Origin of the sequence: Paenibacillus sp. FSL K6-1230, assembly GCF_038002385.1 — a bacterium.
Lineage (GTDB): Bacteria > Bacillota > Bacilli > Paenibacillales > Paenibacillaceae > Paenibacillus > Paenibacillus massiliensis.
Map to the genome: position 1 here is coordinate 2434661 of NZ_JBBOCK010000001.1, position 15410 is coordinate 2450070.

Here is a 15410-nt window from a genome sequence, read left to right on the forward strand (position 1 = left end):
ACTGATCTTTTGTTTAATCACAAGGAAGAATTCAAGACAGCATTTCAGGAGCATTTGGTCGGTCGACTGGGCAAGCCCATGGAAGAGGCGCAGGCCGAGGATGTCTATAAGATTCTTGGCAGTATGATCCGTGAATTTGTCGGCAAAAGCTGGGCACAGACAAATCAGATCTATAAGGAGCAGGGGGAAAAGCAGGTGTATTACTTCTCCCTGGAGTTCCTGATCGGGCGTCTGCTTGGGAACAATCTGTTGAATCTTGGTATGCTGGAGTTGGTTCGTGACGGTCTGAACGACCTTGGTTGGAGTCTCGACGATATCGAGGAACAGGAGGCGGATGCCGGGCTTGGCAATGGGGGGCTCGGCCGGCTCGCAGCCTGCTTTATGGATTCCCTGGCTTCGCTTCATTATGCCGGACACGGATGCGGTATTCGTTATAAATACGGATTATTCGAGCAACGGATCGTGGATGGAAATCAGGTAGAGCTGCCGGATTACTGGCTGCAGAAGGGGAATGTATGGGAGGTTCGACGACCTGACAAAAAGGTGGAGGTTCGCTTCTGGGGACGGGTCGAGAGTAGGGAAGAGAATGGACGGATCATCTATGAAACGAAGGATACGGAAAATGTGTGGGCGGTTCCCTACGACATCCCCCTTGTAGGCTATCAGAACCAAAAGGTGAACACGCTGCGCATCTGGGAAGCAGAATCCTCTATGGATGCGGTTAATGGCCGTATGCCAGGGGAAGGCGGCTATTATCGCTATCTGGATTACAATCGCTCTGTCGAGTCCATTTCGGCTTTTCTGTATCCGGATGATTCCAACGAGGAGGGCAAGCAGCTTCGCCTGAAGCAGCAATATTTCCTGTGCTCGGCGGGACTCCAGAGTATTCTTCGCACCTACGAAAAACTGAAGCTGCCATATGATCAGCTATCTGAACATGTAGCGCTGCATATTAATGATACGCATCCAACACTGGTCGTCCCTGAACTCATGCGTATTCTTATAGACATTAAGGGGCTAGGTTGGGATGAGGCCTGGGGTATTACGATCCGCTCTGTATCCTATACCAATCATACGACGCTCAGTGAAGCTCTGGAGAAATGGCCCGTGTCCATGATCCGCAGCTTGCTCCCGCGAGTCTATATGATTATTGAAGAAATCAACAGGCGCTTCTGTGCTTATCTCCTGGAGCGTTACCCAGGTGACGAGCAGCGGCTGGCGGACATGGCCATCATCTATAATGATCAGGTACGAATGGCCAATCTGGCTATCGTCGGAAGCCATAGTGTCAATGGTGTGGCTGCCCTGCATACGGAGATTCTGAAGAATCGGGAAATGAAGCCATTTCATGAGCTGTATCCGGGCCGTTTCAATAACAAGACCAATGGTATCACGCACCGTCGCTGGCTGATGCATGCGAATCCACAGCTGGCTTCATTATTTGACGAGACGATTGGAACGGCATGGGCAACGAAGCCCCGTGAGCTGATTGAGTTGCTAAAATATTGTGGGGACAAGTCTTTCCAGGAACGCCTGCATCAGATCAAGCGAACGAATAAAGACAAGCTGTCCGCCTATATCCATTCAAAGCTTGGTATTGAAGTGGATCCTACGTCCATATTCGATGTGCAGGTCAAACGTCTGCATGGCTATAAGCGGCAGTTGCTGAACATCATGCATGTGATGCATCTGTATAATGAGCTTCGGAGTAATCCGGGACTTGACATGGTGCCACGCACGTTTATTTTTGGCGCCAAGGCTGCTCCTGGCTATTATCTGGCGAAGCAGATTATCAAGCTGATTCATAACGTGGCTGCAGTCGTCAACCAGGACCCGCTCATCAAGGGGCGGATCAAGGTTGTCTTTATCCCTAATTATTCAGTATCTCTGGCGGAGCTCATCATCCCTGCAGCAGATATTAGTGAACAAATATCAACGGCGAGCAAAGAGGCCTCCGGGACTGGTAATATGAAGTTCATGATGAACGGTGCTCTGACCATCGGTACGATGGACGGCGCGAACGTAGAGATGCATGAAATGGTCGGTGATGACAACATGTTCATCTTCGGACTCAGCTCCGAGGAGATTCTGGAATATTACCGAACAGGACATTATTCAGCCCGTAAGGCTGCAGAGCAGGACCCACGGCTGTATCGTATTATGAATCAATTGCTACAGGATAGTCCATTCGCGTGTCAGGGCTACGAGTTCGAATCCATTCACAAATCGTTGCTTGATCACAATGATGAGTATTTTGTATTGAAGGATTTCAACGATTATGTGGAGGCACATCAGCGGATTGATCGCTGCTATCGTAACGAATCCGAGTGGGGGCGCAAGACTGTTGTGAATATGGCCCATGGAGGCAAATTCTCAAGCGACTGTACAATTATTCAGTATGCTGAAGAGATCTGGGGCATTCGACCTGTGCATTAACTCAATGTAGTAGTAATTGAATCCTGTGATGTCATCCGGGCCGATGAACGGTCCGGATTTTTTTGGGTTGTGAGGAGAATGAAATGTTCAGAGGGTGATGGACAGATTCGGTAGCCCAAGGCATTATATTAGCAGAGTGTATGATACTATGGATACTCGAGCACGTTTTGGGTTAATGTAGCAATAACCCCGCAAGCAACGGTCGCAGGCGATACATTCATTTCATCAAGAAGGAGCAAGGTATGCGGAATATATGGCAGATTTATATTCAGGACTGGAGAAATGTAGGCAAGGTATCCACAGGTATATTGCTCGTGATTGCAATTGCTTTGCTGCCTTCGGTCTATGCATGGATCAACCTCAAGGCTATGTGGGACCCGTACGCCAATACTTCTGGCATTAAGGTGGCTGTCACCAGTCAGGATCAAGGCGCAGAAGTGAATGGCAAACATATAAATGTCGGGGAAGAGGTCATCAGCAACCTGCACAAAAACCAAAAGCTGGGCTGGACCTTCGTCGATGCTGAGGAAGCTCGGCGGGGAGTAGAGACAGGGGAGTATTATGCCAGTCTTCTCATCCCTGAGGATTTCTCTACCAAAATTAGCAGTGTGCTGACTGAAAATCCTCAGAAGCCGGAAATTGACTATGCCGTCAATGAGAAGGTCAATGCGATCGCTCCGAAAATCACCTCGTCAGGTGCAACAGCGCTAACGGCTCAGATTAGTCAGAATTTCATTGAGACGGCAAGTGGGGCGGTGTTAACGAAGCTCAAGGAGGCTGGCATCCAGCTAGAGGAGGAGCTTCCGACCATTCGTAACATTGAGAATCGGGTATTGGAGCTGAATGATCGTCTGGTGGATGTGGAGAGCTTGGGACAGCAAGCGCTGGAGCTGGAGCAAAAGCTGCCAGAAATTAAGCAGCAGGGCGAGAAAATACTCGCATTACGGGATCGAATACCCGAGATTAACAAGGCAGGAGATGTCATCCTCAAGGTAGAAGGTAACCTGGATAAGCTGGATGAGGTCGGTCAGATTATTTTGGACGTTCAGAAGCGGTTACCCGACATTCAGAAGGCAGGTGACCGCATTGTAGAGCTAGACAACAACTTCGGCAAGGTAGAGGACGCCCTTGATACGGCTATAGAGGATACGGGACTTGCACTAGAGGTCATCGACGCTGCCCAGCAAGCTTTACCACAGCTACAGCAGATTGCGGAGACTGGCGGCGATTTTGCGGGTGGTATTCAGCAGTTCCTGAAGAGTAATGAGGCAGCCTTTGATGCTATGGGGGATGTGACGAAGCAGAACCTGGTCCTCGTCCAGCAGATTGCGGATGAGACTACGCAGATCATCGGTCTCGTTCGCGATGCCGATCTGGACCCGCAGCTCGCGGCTGACAGATTGAATCGCATGGAAGGCCGGCTGAATACGGCTGCCGCTATCGTAGGGCGATTGTCTGGTATGCTTGGGACGATCAACAGCTATCTGCCAAGTGCACCGCTAGATGGGGTCATCAGCAGGATCGATACGGTTCGTGGTCGTCTAACAGAATTAAGTAGCACGCTTGGTCGCATCGGACAAGCCATTCGCCAAGGTCAGGAGCCAGCCAGTAAACTGCTTGATCAGGCGGATCAATTGTCACGCAGTATTAGTGGAACGGTCGGGGACATCCTGAGCCGCTACGATTCGGATGTCGTGCCAGCGATCAGGCAAGCGCTGCAGCAGCTTCAGACGATTGCAGGAAATTCGGCCAATGTGCTGCAATCTGCTCTGGAACAGCTGCCTAAGCTGGACAAGCTGTTGTCCGATGCCAAGGAAGCTGCGCTCTTCGGTCAGCAGGAGCTGAATCAGCTGAAGGGAGATTTGCCGCAAATCCGCAGTAAGCTGCATGAAGCTGCTTCTACGATTCAGACACGAATGGGAGACTTCACGACGGTTGTGAATGAAGCGGCAGATTTCGTAAATCAAGACCTCCCCGGCGTGAAGGAGAAGATACATCGGGCAGCAGATTTTGTGCGCAATGATCTCCCGCGGGTCGAGAATGAATTCGTGAAGATGGCGGATCTGATCGAGAATCGATTCCCTGAGGTAGAACGGGCCGTACATCAGGTAGCGGCCTTCGTGCGTGACGATCTGCCTGCAGCAGAGAATGCTATTCGCAAGGCGGCAGACACGATCTTGTCACTGCGGAAGGGGAACGAGATCGGCAAGGTCATAGAGCTTCTGAAAGGGGATGTGCAGAAGGAAAGTGATTTCCTCGGGAACCCGGTAGAGCTGAAGGAGGAGCGTTTGTATCCCATTCCGAACTACGGCTCGGCGATGTCTCCTTTCTATACAACGTTGTCCATTTGGGTCGGAGCCATGCTGCTTGTATCCATGTTCCGTGTCGATGTAGAAGACCCGGAACGGCGCTACAAGAGCTATCAGGTGTATTTTGGAAGATATATGACCTTTGCTACGATCGGTATTTTTCAGGCCATTAGTGTGACGCTAGGTGACTTGTTCCTGCTCGGTACATATGTGAGCCATCCGGTGCTGTTCGTCCTGTCCTCCATGCTGATCAGCCTGGTATTCACGGCAATTACCTATACGCTCGTCTCTGTATTTGGGAATATTGGAAAAGGTCTGGCGGTTATTCTGCTCGTGCTTCAGTTCTCAAGCTCGGGTGGAACGTTCCCTGTCAGCACCAGCTCGGCGTTCTTCCAGGCCTTGAATCCGGTGGTGCCATTTACTTACGCAGTAAGTCTGCTGCGTGAAACGGTGGGGGGAATTCTTCCAGAGACGGTCCTGCGGGATGTGGTGATGCTGCTGATCTTTATCGGCATTTGCTTCGTTGTAGCTCTGCTATTGAAGAAGCCGCTGAGCCGGATTACCGAACGAATGGCTGAACGGGCCCGTGAGACGAAGTTGATCCCTTGACACCAGTGTTGCACCTGGTATAAAAATTCATTTGAGTATAGTCACGTCTACAGCAGAACTTAGATACGCCATAATCTTGTGCCGCCTAATGCTGCTTCTCTAGCGCAAAATGTGGTTAATAAGCTATAAATGAATCACAACGGCTTCCAGCTCCAAGGGAATGAGCGTACAAGCGAGATGTCTTGGAGCTGAAGCAGGGATGGTTAGGAGGAGATTCGGAATGTTTCAATGGTTAAAGGGAAAAAAGAAGCTGGAGCAGCTGGAGGTCATGTCTCCCATTACAGGTAAGCTTCTCAGCCTCAAGGCAATACCTGACCCAGCCTTCGCGCAGGGTCATATGGGACAGGGGGTAGGAATTGAGCCAACCGAGGGTAAGGTCTACGCCCCCTTTGATGGAAGGGTCGCTCATCTGATGGAGAAGAGCAAGCATGCTGTAATCGTGGAGCATGAGAGTGGGGCACAGGTCCTCATTCATGTCGGTGTGGATACCGTGGCTCTGAAGGGGAACGGCTTTACCGCCCATGTCCAGAGTGGAGACTCGATTACGGCAGGACAGCTACTCCTGGAATTTGATATACAGGCGATTCAAGCGGCGGGATATTCAGTGGTGAGTCCTGTTATTGTGCCGGATGGACTGGATTCGGTGGAGAGCGTGGATACCGGGCAGGTGGAGCTCGATTCGAAGGTGACGGCGAACACAGGTGGTATCTTCACTGTGCACCTGAGGTAATAAGCGTGCCAATGCAGCCAAGGCGCATGAGCCCTATACTCATAACATGTTGAAGCTGAAATAGAATCGGCTGCCTTTTCCTTCAGAATTCATAGAGGGAAGGGCAGTTTTTTGTTCACAGGTGTAAATGAGCGAATTCTGTCATAGTGGGTATGCATGAAATAGATTTAAAGAAATGAATAAAAGAATTGAAAATTGAAATGGCCACTTTCGTTCATCGTTATAGGCGGATTGACGGAAGGGGCTTTTTGCGTTTTTTATTGATATTGTGGAATTTATAAAGTTATGTATGGAACAAGGCTAACATTTCAAAAGCTGAATCGTTATACATACGAAGGGAGGTGCAGGATGAAGCCCGGGCAACTGCAATACATACTTCAGCCTAAAATGCAGGAAATTCGCAACTATCTGATTCGTCTCGGGGCTCCTGCGGCCGACGCGGAGGATGTAGTTCAGGATACGGTGTATAAGGCATTGCTGTATCTGGATTCTATTGATGAACGCAAGCTGAGCGCCTGGCTCTATAGGGTTGCTATCAACGGCTATTATGACTTATGTCGTCGTCGCAAACGAATTATGCTTCCAGTGGATGAACTGGAATTACCCGCAATGGATGAGGACCCGGAAGAGTTTGTCTTGCAGCAAGAAAGGCTTGAAGATATTGAGCTGGCACTGAATGAATTGTTGCCGCTCTACAAGGAGCTTCTGATTATGAAGTATGAGTTGGAGCTATCTTATCAGGAAATATCGGATTTGCTCGGTATCAGGGTGAATCAAGTGAAGTCTGCTTTGTTTCGCGCACGGAAGCAATTTCAAAAAAAGTACAGAGGTGAAAGGTAAGATGACAGCTCCCTGGAATAAGCAAGATGATCAAGAGCTCACGAGCTTAATCAAGAAAGCCAAGCGAATGACGTGGCTTCGTAATATTACGATATCTATAGTAGTAACTGTAGTGGTAGGACTGGCTGCCATCATGGGTAATTCGCAGTTTCTGAATGGAATTGATGGAAAGGCGGTATGGAGAGAGCATGCCATTTTACAAATCAAAGGTCCCAATCTCTTCGAATCCTCCCGTGAGGTACGAAGGGGATGGCTGACTCTACAGGTGGAGAGCCATCGCTATAAAGTAGTCGAGGGTGTTCCTGTACCGTGGAATACGGAGAAGCTGGAATACTCGTTCGGTAACGATTATCGTGGCATTTCATATGGACAGAACAGCATTAGTGTGCCAAATCCGCATATGCAAAGCAATCAGTTCGAATATTATCGCAGCTATAATCCATTTAATGGGCAGCGGGAAATGAGCTTCTACGTTCCAGGTGTCAATTATAACGACAAGATACTGAATGATCTGCCTGCTCTGGCAGAGATGTCACCTGACAAGCTCGTCGAGATGGCCATATCCTTTGATCAGGCTTACACGCCAGAGGAGGTCGCCAATATGCTGCCATCAGGTCTAACACAAGCATGGTATTGGGTGGACACGTATGATCAGAAGCAGAGGGAGAAGCTGGAATTCATTACAGGGCCGTCGGAAGTCCAGAAATATGGTATCCCCGAATCAAGTAGGCAGGTGTACGGGTATGGGCCCGATTGGGAGGGGATTGTGAAGCCAGCACCCGCTCAATTCATAGAGAATTTGCGCCAGCTTCAGCAGGATGGTCGTGAGGATATGGAATTTCGCAGAATCTATGACTATTTGAGACAGGACAAGAGTGCTCCCGTGGCTTCGGATGTCCGCTTGCTCGGAGTCGTACTGACAGGAACAGCCGAGGAGCTGCAGGCTCTGAACGGACATAGCTATGTGAGAGGAGCTGTAATGGGAGCGATCGTAGATAAGTATTAAAAGGGCGCCTATAGTAGCGCATCTGATGTTGGGTTGAGTTTGATTCAATAATGCTTGGAACGTTCATGTCATTTCGTTCATTTGAATCCATTCGTTAGGGGAAAGTCATGAGTGCAACCATTCGTATTCAATCTTCGAATCTTACTTTGCGTACAACTGAACATGCAGAGCTGGATTATGTGCTTGAGCTGGAGTCCAGTGCTGTTAATATGCCATACATTATAGGCTGGTCCAGGGAGAAGCATTCCGCAGCACTGCAAGATACGGGTATCCGGCACATCATACTGGAGAATGATACGCGCACCAAGGTAGGCTTTATGATTGTTGCAGGTGTGGAGAGTCCACATGATTGTGTGGAATTCACCAGGATTATCATCGGGGAGAAAGGAAGGGGGTATGGACAGGAGGCGATCAGGCTGCTGAAGCAATGGGTATTCGAGGAGCTGGGTGCTCATCGCCTGTGGCTGGATGTGAAGGAGCATAATCTGGTAGCCCGTCATCTGTATGACAAGGCTGGATTCAAAGAAGAGGGCCTCCTGCGGGATTGCCTGAAGACGAATGGCCAGTATGAATCACTGGTGATCATGTCCATACTATGGCTTCTTTCATGTAACTGAAAAATTAGGTAGAATAGGAAATGTTAGCACTTATTCTAACTAAAGATCAGGAGGTTGTGCGAGCATGCAATATACCTATCTGGGAAAGTCAGGTCTTAAGGTCAGCCGTCTGTGTCTGGGTACGATGAATTTCGGTCCAGAAACAGAGGAGAAGGACGCTTTTCGGATTATGGATGCTGCTGTGGATGCAGGCATTCAATTTTTTGACACGGCCAATGTATATGGAAGGGACCGCAAGGGCTGGACTGAAGAAATTATCGGCCGTTGGTTCAAGCAAGGGGGAGGTCGGCGCGAGAAGGTGGTGCTGGCTACCAAGGTCTATGGCGATATGCAGAATGACGTGGATGGTCCCAATGCAGACCGGGGTCTGTCGGCGTACAAGATTAGAAGGCATCTGGAAGCCTCATTGAAGCGACTCCAGACGGATCATATTGAGCTATATCAGATGCACCATATTGACCGCAACGTCTCTTGGGACGAGCTGTGGGGTGTGTTCGAGGGCCTTGTACAGCAGGGAACCGTGGATTACATCGGCTCTAGTAACTTTGCTGGTTGGCATATTGCGGTAGCGCAGGCAGAAGCCAAGGCCAGACACTTCCTAGGGCTAGTCTCCGAACAGCATCTGTATAATCTGCTGCAGCGTTCGGCTGAGCTAGAGGTACTTCCGGCTGCACAGGCACTTGGACTTGGGGTCATTCCTTGGAGCCCATTATCTGGGGGCTTGCTTGGACGCAATGCTTTAGCCGGAACAGGGGCTCGTAGCGCACGCTCTACGGAGAAGCTGGAACAGCATCGTGAGCAGCTTGAGCGGTTCGGGGCATTATGCCGTGAGCTGGGTGAGAAGGAGGACGTTGTTGCCTTGGCGTGGCTGTTGACGAATCCGGCAGTAACGGCACCGATCATCGGGCCGAGAACACTGGAGCAGCTGGAGGATTCTCTCCGCATCACAGAGGTTGAGCTCAGTAATGATGTACTGACGCAGCTCAACGAGATTTTCCCGGGACCGGGCAGACCTGCTCCAGAGGCGTATTCTTGGTGAGACGTTAGATTAATGTGGTCTAGATTCATGAGTGTGGAGACCTGTAGCTCTTAGTAGATTTACATGAAGGGACTTTATCAGAATGGATACTAATCGTTTTAAGGTCACACCGGAAGGACTAAAAGGAAAGATTGTGGAAGAGGTTGCTATAGTTCCTACTGCTGTAGTAATAAAATTTACGGATGGTACGTTTTTAGATATCTATCTGGATGAGTCTGGCCAATCTCTCAAGACATCCACGAACAAACTTGAGGGCTAAGGACCTAATAGAGATATATGCAATATAGCTGGTCACGGGTAACTGAAAAGTAGTATAAGTGGTGGCATTGTAGAGGGCAAAAAAAGTAATAGATATAGCACAAGCCGCTGATATCCTCATCGAGAGAGCAGCGGCTTTATTGTCCTGAGATTTGCTGTATTTACAGGCTATTGACATTCTAATAGCCCGTCTTCATATAAGCAATTGCCTGTTTGACATCACTTGATTACTCAAGGAATGTAATTAATGATAAGCAGGCAGCCATTCACCGTGAGCTTCTATCAAATCATCACATAGCGAGACGATATCATCTATAGATAGCTCGGCAGCGGTATGTGGATCGAGCATGGCTGCGTGATAGATATGCTCTCGGCGCTTGGTTAGAGCAGCCTCAATGGTCAGGAGCTGAGTATTGATATTCGTCCGGTTCAATGCTGCCAGCTGAGGAGGAAGATCACCTATATATGTTGGGGCAATACCGCTTCTGTCCACAAGACAGGGCACCTCGACACAGGCTTCATTGGGAAGGTTGGTAATAAGTCCGTTATTTAGCACATTCCCTCCGATCTTAAAAGGAATATTAGTCTCCATCGCTTCGAAAATATAAGACGCATATTCATGCGAGCGCTGGTGCTCCAGATTTACATTCCCAACGAGCTCCTCCCTCATCCGTGTCCAGTTGTCAATCTGTTCTATACAACGCCGTGGATATTCATCAAGGGGGATGTTGAATTTCTCAATGAGCTCAGGATAATTTCTTTTTATAAAATAGGGGTGGTATTCTGCATTGTGTTCAGATGATTCCGTTACATAGTAGCCGAATTTCAGCATGAGCTCGAATCTCACCATGTCATGGTGCTTGCCTTCCTTTTGTTTCTCCATGGCCCTCTTTTTGATCTCAGGATACAGGTCCACTCCGTCACGAGAGGCTTCCAGCAGCCAAGCCATATGATTGATACCTGCGATACGAGTTCTGACTCCTTCAGGGTCCATTCCCAAAGCCTCAAAAAGATGCGGTACGCATACTTGAACACTGTGGCACAAACCAACGGTGTTAATACCTTCATGACGACTCATGTAGTTGGTCAGGACTGCCATAGGGTTCGTATAATTGATGAACAACACATCAGGGCAGACCTCCCGGATATCTTCTGCGAACGCTTCCAGGACCGGGATGGTTCGGAGATTACGAAAGATCCCACCGATTCCTACGGTATCTGCGATGGTCTGGCGAAGTCCATACTTCTTGGGAATTTCAAAATCTGTAATTGTACAAGGATCATACCCGCCAACCTGAATCGCATTAATGGCATACTTGGCTCCACGCAATGCTTCTTTGCGGTCCCTGTACGCTTTAATCCTGCACTTGCTCCCAGAGGTAGTACGAACGTTGTTCAGCATAGTTTCAGAATCACGCAGACGCTCTGGATTAATATCAAATAAGGCAATTTCAAAATCCTGCAAAGCCGGCGTGAGCAGGCAGTCCCCTAATACATTTTTGGCAAAAACAGTGCTTCCAGCGCCCAAAAATACGATTTTATCCATATGTTTCAGCCTCCTTAATGTTTTGTGCCCCAATATTGATAATGCTTTTTACATCCTTTACTATAAAGGCGAAATGATTTGATGGGCATGGAACATTGCAATCAACATATGGACATTTGTCGTATGAATGGTCATTTATTACATATTATTAGGCAGAGGAGGAGTAAGTGTGGAGACTCCGGAACACTACGAGCACAGAGTACATATTAATCCATACCTGTCTAACCCTGAGCTGAATGTCATGTTTGCCGGTGCAGCCAGACCCCATCCTCATCACAGGATCGGTCCAGCTGTTCACGACTATGTTCTGCTTCACAGTGTAGACCATGGTCATGGTATTTTTGAGTGGGAGGGAGAATCATACCGGGTGGGCCAAGGCGATACATTCGTTATCTTTCCAGGCGGACTGTTCAGCTATACATCTGACGGCTCTGAGCCTTGGTCCTACCGCTGGATCGCTATCCAGGGCATATCTGTACTGGAAATGCTCACAAAGGTTGGCATTACAGTCGCAAATCCAGTCATCAAAGGTGCTGATTCAGATGGCTTGGCCTACATATATGAACACATTGAGAAGAGTCTGGCTAAGCAAGCAGGGGAGGTATCAACTGAACTAGACACTGGCGGCTGGTTCCGTGTACTCTTGGCGGAGTTTGCTCGTCTGAACACAGATAGACTCCCATCTTCGGCAAGAATCCTGACAGAATCGGAACGCGTAGTGGAACAGGCGATCAGATGGTTTCAAACACAGTATATGATGCCTGTATGTATCGGGAATTTGGCAGCCTCACTTGGCTACCATCGGACACATTTTACCAAGGTATTCAAGCAGGTCACTGGCCTATCTCCCAAGCAGTATATCAAGCGAATCCGTATGGAGAAGGCCAAAGAGCTGCTAAGCACTAGCCTTAACGTAGAGCAGGTGGCAGCTTCTTGCGGATTTTCCGATCCGCTGTATTTCTCAAGGCAATTCAAGAGCTGGACAGGACAGTCGCCAACCCAATTCAGGGATGGAATGAAACGGATCTATCTTGCAAATGCTCAATCTAATGATTGAGCATTTGCATCAATCCTAACCATGACTTCTGACCAGTAATATTTAAATCAAAATCTCCCGATCAATCAGGTCTCCAGCAAAATTTTCCCCGACTCGGACAAGTCATATCCCTGAATCGCTCCCAATTCTCGCCGGAAGCTATCCGAATGAATAACCTGCAGCACATGATCAATCCATTCCTGCCGCTCGGGTGTGCGAAGCATGACGATGTCATATTGCTCCTGAATAAGTGGAATGAACTGTACCGAGCCTACAATGCTGGCAGCTTTCTCGATCCCGATGCCGACATCAGCTTCGCCAGAAGCAACTTTACCTGCAACAGCCATATGATGAGCAGATTCGTCCTGATATCCGAGCAAGGCAGTGCGGTCGATCTGATGCAGTCGAAGCTGCTCATCAAGCAGGACGCGCGCCCCAGAGCCTTTCTCACGATTTGCCAGACGGAGCCCAGGTTGTGCGAGATCCTTCCATCCCTGCAAGTGGTGCGGGTTACCATTCTGGACGTAAAACCCGGCTTGTCGGGATAAGAGGCGAACGACAATATAGGAGAAGCCGTTCAGAATTTTGCGAATATAGGGCAAATTATACTCACCGCTGTCCCCATCCCACAGATGGGTACTGACAATGTCAGCCTTGCCTTGATACATGGCGATCAGACTGTCCAGACTGCCAGCGTAGGAGCGAAGGGGGCGAATAGACATTTGTGGGCTCTCCAGATGCTTCGCAAGAATGTCCAGGCTAATGTCCTGACCCGTAATAACTGCTGTATTGGAATCCTGCGGCTGGGCTGCATACAGTACCTGTGACGGAATAGTTACAGAAATGGCTGGAGCTGAGGACTCTTGTCTGAGGGAGGGGCTCTTGGAACGCTGCTTATAGGCTTCAAGATCACTGGCATCCACACGCATTTGCTTACCTACACGATAGGAAGGGAGCTCTCCCTTTTTGATCAGATCATAGACGGTTAGCTTCGATATTTTGAGTAGCTTGGCGATTTCCTCTGTTGTATACGATACAGGAGAATTCATGAGAGACCTCCATTTAATAAATATTAGGAATGTGTCAATTCTGTGATGTGCTATTCGCATATCATATCCATTGTACACCAAAACAGTTGATGCAGCAGGGGCTACGAAAAAACCGAAAACGCTGAACTCAATGTTGACATTCAAGGAATGTCGCATAGAACATATGAATAGAGCTCGTTAATAGTTTACAAGGATTCCCTTCATGGCTATAATGGGTTATGAATTTATACAGGTTATATCTAATTATAACTAAACAAGATTAAACGGGGGATGTAATTGTGAAACGAATCAAATCTACGATGTTCAGTATGCTTACTGCATGTGCACTGCTTCTAATGGTTGCTTGCGGGGCACAGAGCACCGAGTCATCCGCTCCGACAGAGTCAACAACTCTGGCAGCTCAGACGGCCAATAGTAGTTCGGACAGTACGGTAACACCAGATGCACAGCACCAGGTAGAACTGACCATCTCTGCAGCGGCAAGCCTGACGGATGCCCTGAATGAGCTTAAGACTAGCTATGAGGGAGAGCATCCAAACGCGAAGCTGAACTTTAATTTTGGTGCTTCGGGAGCCCTCCAGCGTCAGATTGAGCAAGGTGCTCCAGCAGATGTCTTTATCTCCGCGTCTGCCTCCAATATGAAGGCACTTGTAGAGAAGTCTCTGGTGAAGGACAGCAAGACCCTGCTTGAAAATGATCTGGTATTAGTCGTTCCAGCCAAGGATGGAGTAGAAATCAAAACATTGGATGACTTGAAGGGAGATGCAATTAAGAAGATTGCGATTGGTATTCCTGATAGTGTGCCAGCAGGAAAGTATACGAAGGAAGCATTAACGAATCAACAGCTGTGGGATGAGCTGGAGCCTAAGCTTGTACAAGCGAAGGATGTACGCCAGGTGCTGCAGTACGTTGCTACAGGTAATGCAGATGCAGGCTTCGTATACAAGACTGATGCTCTGTCCACTACAGACACCAGCATTTCGTTGACGGTAGATTCCAAGCTTCATTCTCCAATCACCTATCCACTCGGTATCGTTGCTGCCACCAGTCATGAGGAAGACGCTCGTCAATTTTATGACTACTTGCAGACTGAGCCTGCACTTCAAGTGTTGGAAAAGTATGGCTTTCGTAAGGCGGAGTAATCGTTGACTGCTGTGAATTGGACGGAGTTCTGGCCTCCGGTACTGCTTTCACTTCGGGTCGCATCACTGTCCTGTGTAATTGTGCTTGTCCTAGGCGTGTTGGCAGCCCGCTGGATGAGTCGGAGCCGCATGCGTGGCAAGCTGGTGCTGGAGACGATCTTCATGCTTCCGTTAGTGCTACCGCCTACGGTCGTCGGTTTTCTGCTTCTCGTCTTGCTGGGACGCCGAAGCTGGCTGGGGCAATGGATTGAATGGCTGTTCCATGCACCAATTATCTTCTCCTGGTGGGCGGCCGTGCTGGCATCCATTGTGGTGGCGTTCCCACTGGTATATCAGACGATGAAGACCGCGTTTGATGCCGTGGATCATTCGCTGGAGGATTCTGCGAGATCTGCAGGAGCTGGAGAATGGCAGGTATTTCGCTATATCACGCTGCCGATGACGTATCCTTCGTTGCTCACCGCAGCTATTCTGGGCTTTGCCCGCTCGCTGGGCGAGTTCGGAGCAACGCTGATGATTGCCGGGAATATCCCGGAGAAGACGCAGACGGTGCCAACAGCCATTTATGTTGCTGTCGATGCTGGCAACCAGCCGATGGCTTGGGCGTGGACTTCTGCCATTGTGTTCATTTCATTCATAATGCTGCTCGTGGCTAGAAGAAAAATTTGATGGATCAGAGCGAGTGTTACATATTCTATAGTCAGAGAGCTGTGTGTATAGGGAAGACTTCAGACTTCCTAAATACAGACAGCTTTTTTGGTACATGGAACTTGAAGAAGCGCTGCTACCTATA

The 15410-nt window shown here is 48.8% G+C and carries 12 protein-coding genes; 10 read left to right on the forward strand and 2 right to left on the reverse strand.

Features of this window, described 5'->3' with window-relative positions; genetic code table 11:
* The first annotated feature begins 9 nt into the window (after nucleotides 1–9).
* From MKX74_RS10735 to MKX74_RS10765, 7 genes are all read left to right on the forward strand, one after another.
* Nucleotides 10–2436: a glycogen/starch/alpha-glucan phosphorylase gene (locus MKX74_RS10735; protein WP_341178336.1), complete on the forward strand. Its 2427-nt coding sequence runs from the start codon at nucleotides 10–12 to the stop codon at nucleotides 2434–2436.
* Nucleotides 2437–2678: 242 nt separating this feature from the next.
* Nucleotides 2679–5354, forward strand: a complete 2676-nt coding sequence (locus MKX74_RS10740; RefSeq protein WP_341178337.1) for a YhgE/Pip domain-containing protein — start codon at nucleotides 2679–2681, stop codon at nucleotides 5352–5354.
* A gap of 220 nt (nucleotides 5355–5574) precedes the next feature.
* On the forward strand, nucleotides 5575–6084 hold the full coding sequence (locus tag MKX74_RS10745; RefSeq protein WP_341178338.1) for a PTS sugar transporter subunit IIA: 510 nt from the start codon (nucleotides 5575–5577) through the stop codon (nucleotides 6082–6084).
* Between the two features lie 348 nt (nucleotides 6085–6432).
* Nucleotides 6433–6924: an RNA polymerase sigma factor gene (locus MKX74_RS10750; RefSeq protein ID WP_028589253.1), complete on the forward strand. Its 492-nt coding sequence runs from the start codon at nucleotides 6433–6435 to the stop codon at nucleotides 6922–6924.
* Between the two features lies 1 nt (nucleotide 6925).
* A complete protein-coding gene (locus tag MKX74_RS10755; protein ID WP_341178339.1) occupies nucleotides 6926–7930 on the forward strand; it encodes an anti sigma factor C-terminal domain-containing protein in 1005 nt (334 codons plus the stop codon).
* A gap of 107 nt (nucleotides 7931–8037) precedes the next feature.
* Nucleotides 8038–8547 (forward strand): GNAT family N-acetyltransferase, encoded by a 510-nt coding sequence (locus tag MKX74_RS10760; RefSeq protein ID WP_341178340.1) that lies wholly within the window; start codon nucleotides 8038–8040, stop codon nucleotides 8545–8547.
* A 64-nt stretch (nucleotides 8548–8611) separates the two neighbouring features.
* A complete protein-coding gene (locus tag MKX74_RS10765) occupies nucleotides 8612–9586 on the forward strand; it encodes an aldo/keto reductase (RefSeq protein WP_341178341.1) in 975 nt (324 codons plus the stop codon).
* 502 nt (nucleotides 9587–10088) lie between these two features.
* Here MKX74_RS10765 and MKX74_RS10770 read toward each other — a convergent pair.
* Entirely contained in the window at nucleotides 10089–11390 is a 1302-nt protein-coding gene (locus tag MKX74_RS10770) for an alpha-glucosidase/alpha-galactosidase (RefSeq protein ID WP_341178342.1), read from the reverse strand.
* Between the two features lie 169 nt (nucleotides 11391–11559).
* Here MKX74_RS10770 and MKX74_RS10775 point away from each other — a divergent pair, with 169 nt between their 5' ends.
* Complete coding sequence (locus tag MKX74_RS10775) at nucleotides 11560–12447, forward strand: helix-turn-helix domain-containing protein (protein WP_341178343.1); 888 nt, start codon at nucleotides 11560–11562, stop codon at nucleotides 12445–12447.
* A 65-nt stretch (nucleotides 12448–12512) separates the two neighbouring features.
* Here the strand turns inward: MKX74_RS10775 and MKX74_RS10780 are convergent, their stop codons facing one another.
* Complete coding sequence (locus MKX74_RS10780) at nucleotides 12513–13475, reverse strand: helix-turn-helix transcriptional regulator (RefSeq protein ID WP_341178344.1); 963 nt, start codon at nucleotides 13473–13475, stop codon at nucleotides 12513–12515.
* 275 nt (nucleotides 13476–13750) lie between these two features.
* Here MKX74_RS10780 and modA point away from each other — a divergent pair, with 275 nt between their 5' ends.
* Nucleotides 13751–14617 carry a molybdate ABC transporter substrate-binding protein gene (gene modA, locus MKX74_RS10785; protein ID WP_445667318.1) on the forward strand — a complete coding sequence of 289 codons (867 nt, stop codon included), beginning with the start codon at nucleotides 13751–13753 and terminating at the stop codon, nucleotides 14615–14617.
* A gap of 3 nt (nucleotides 14618–14620) precedes the next feature.
* A complete protein-coding gene (gene modB / locus MKX74_RS10790) occupies nucleotides 14621–15286 on the forward strand; it encodes a molybdate ABC transporter permease subunit (protein WP_018883215.1) in 666 nt (221 codons plus the stop codon).
* Nucleotides 15287–15410: the final 124 nt, after the last annotated feature.

Coding starts and splice junctions, on each gene's coding strand:
- MKX74_RS10780 (WP_341178344.1), bottom strand. CDS start 13,475: ATGAATTCTCCTGTATCGTATACAACAGAGGAAATCGCCAAGCTACTC.
- MKX74_RS10750 (WP_028589253.1), top strand. CDS start 6,433: ATGAAGCCCGGGCAACTGCAATACATACTTCAGCCTAAAATGCAGGAA.
- MKX74_RS10755 (WP_341178339.1), top strand. CDS start 6,926: ATGACAGCTCCCTGGAATAAGCAAGATGATCAAGAGCTCACGAGCTTA.
- MKX74_RS10740 (WP_341178337.1), top strand. CDS start 2,679: ATGCGGAATATATGGCAGATTTATATTCAGGACTGGAGAAATGTAGGC.
- MKX74_RS10745 (WP_341178338.1), top strand. CDS start 5,575: ATGTTTCAATGGTTAAAGGGAAAAAAGAAGCTGGAGCAGCTGGAGGTC.
- MKX74_RS10770 (WP_341178342.1), bottom strand. CDS start 11,390: ATGGATAAAATCGTATTTTTGGGCGCTGGAAGCACTGTTTTTGCCAAA.
- MKX74_RS10765 (WP_341178341.1), top strand. CDS start 8,612: ATGCAATATACCTATCTGGGAAAGTCAGGTCTTAAGGTCAGCCGTCTG.
- MKX74_RS10760 (WP_341178340.1), top strand. CDS start 8,038: ATGAGTGCAACCATTCGTATTCAATCTTCGAATCTTACTTTGCGTACA.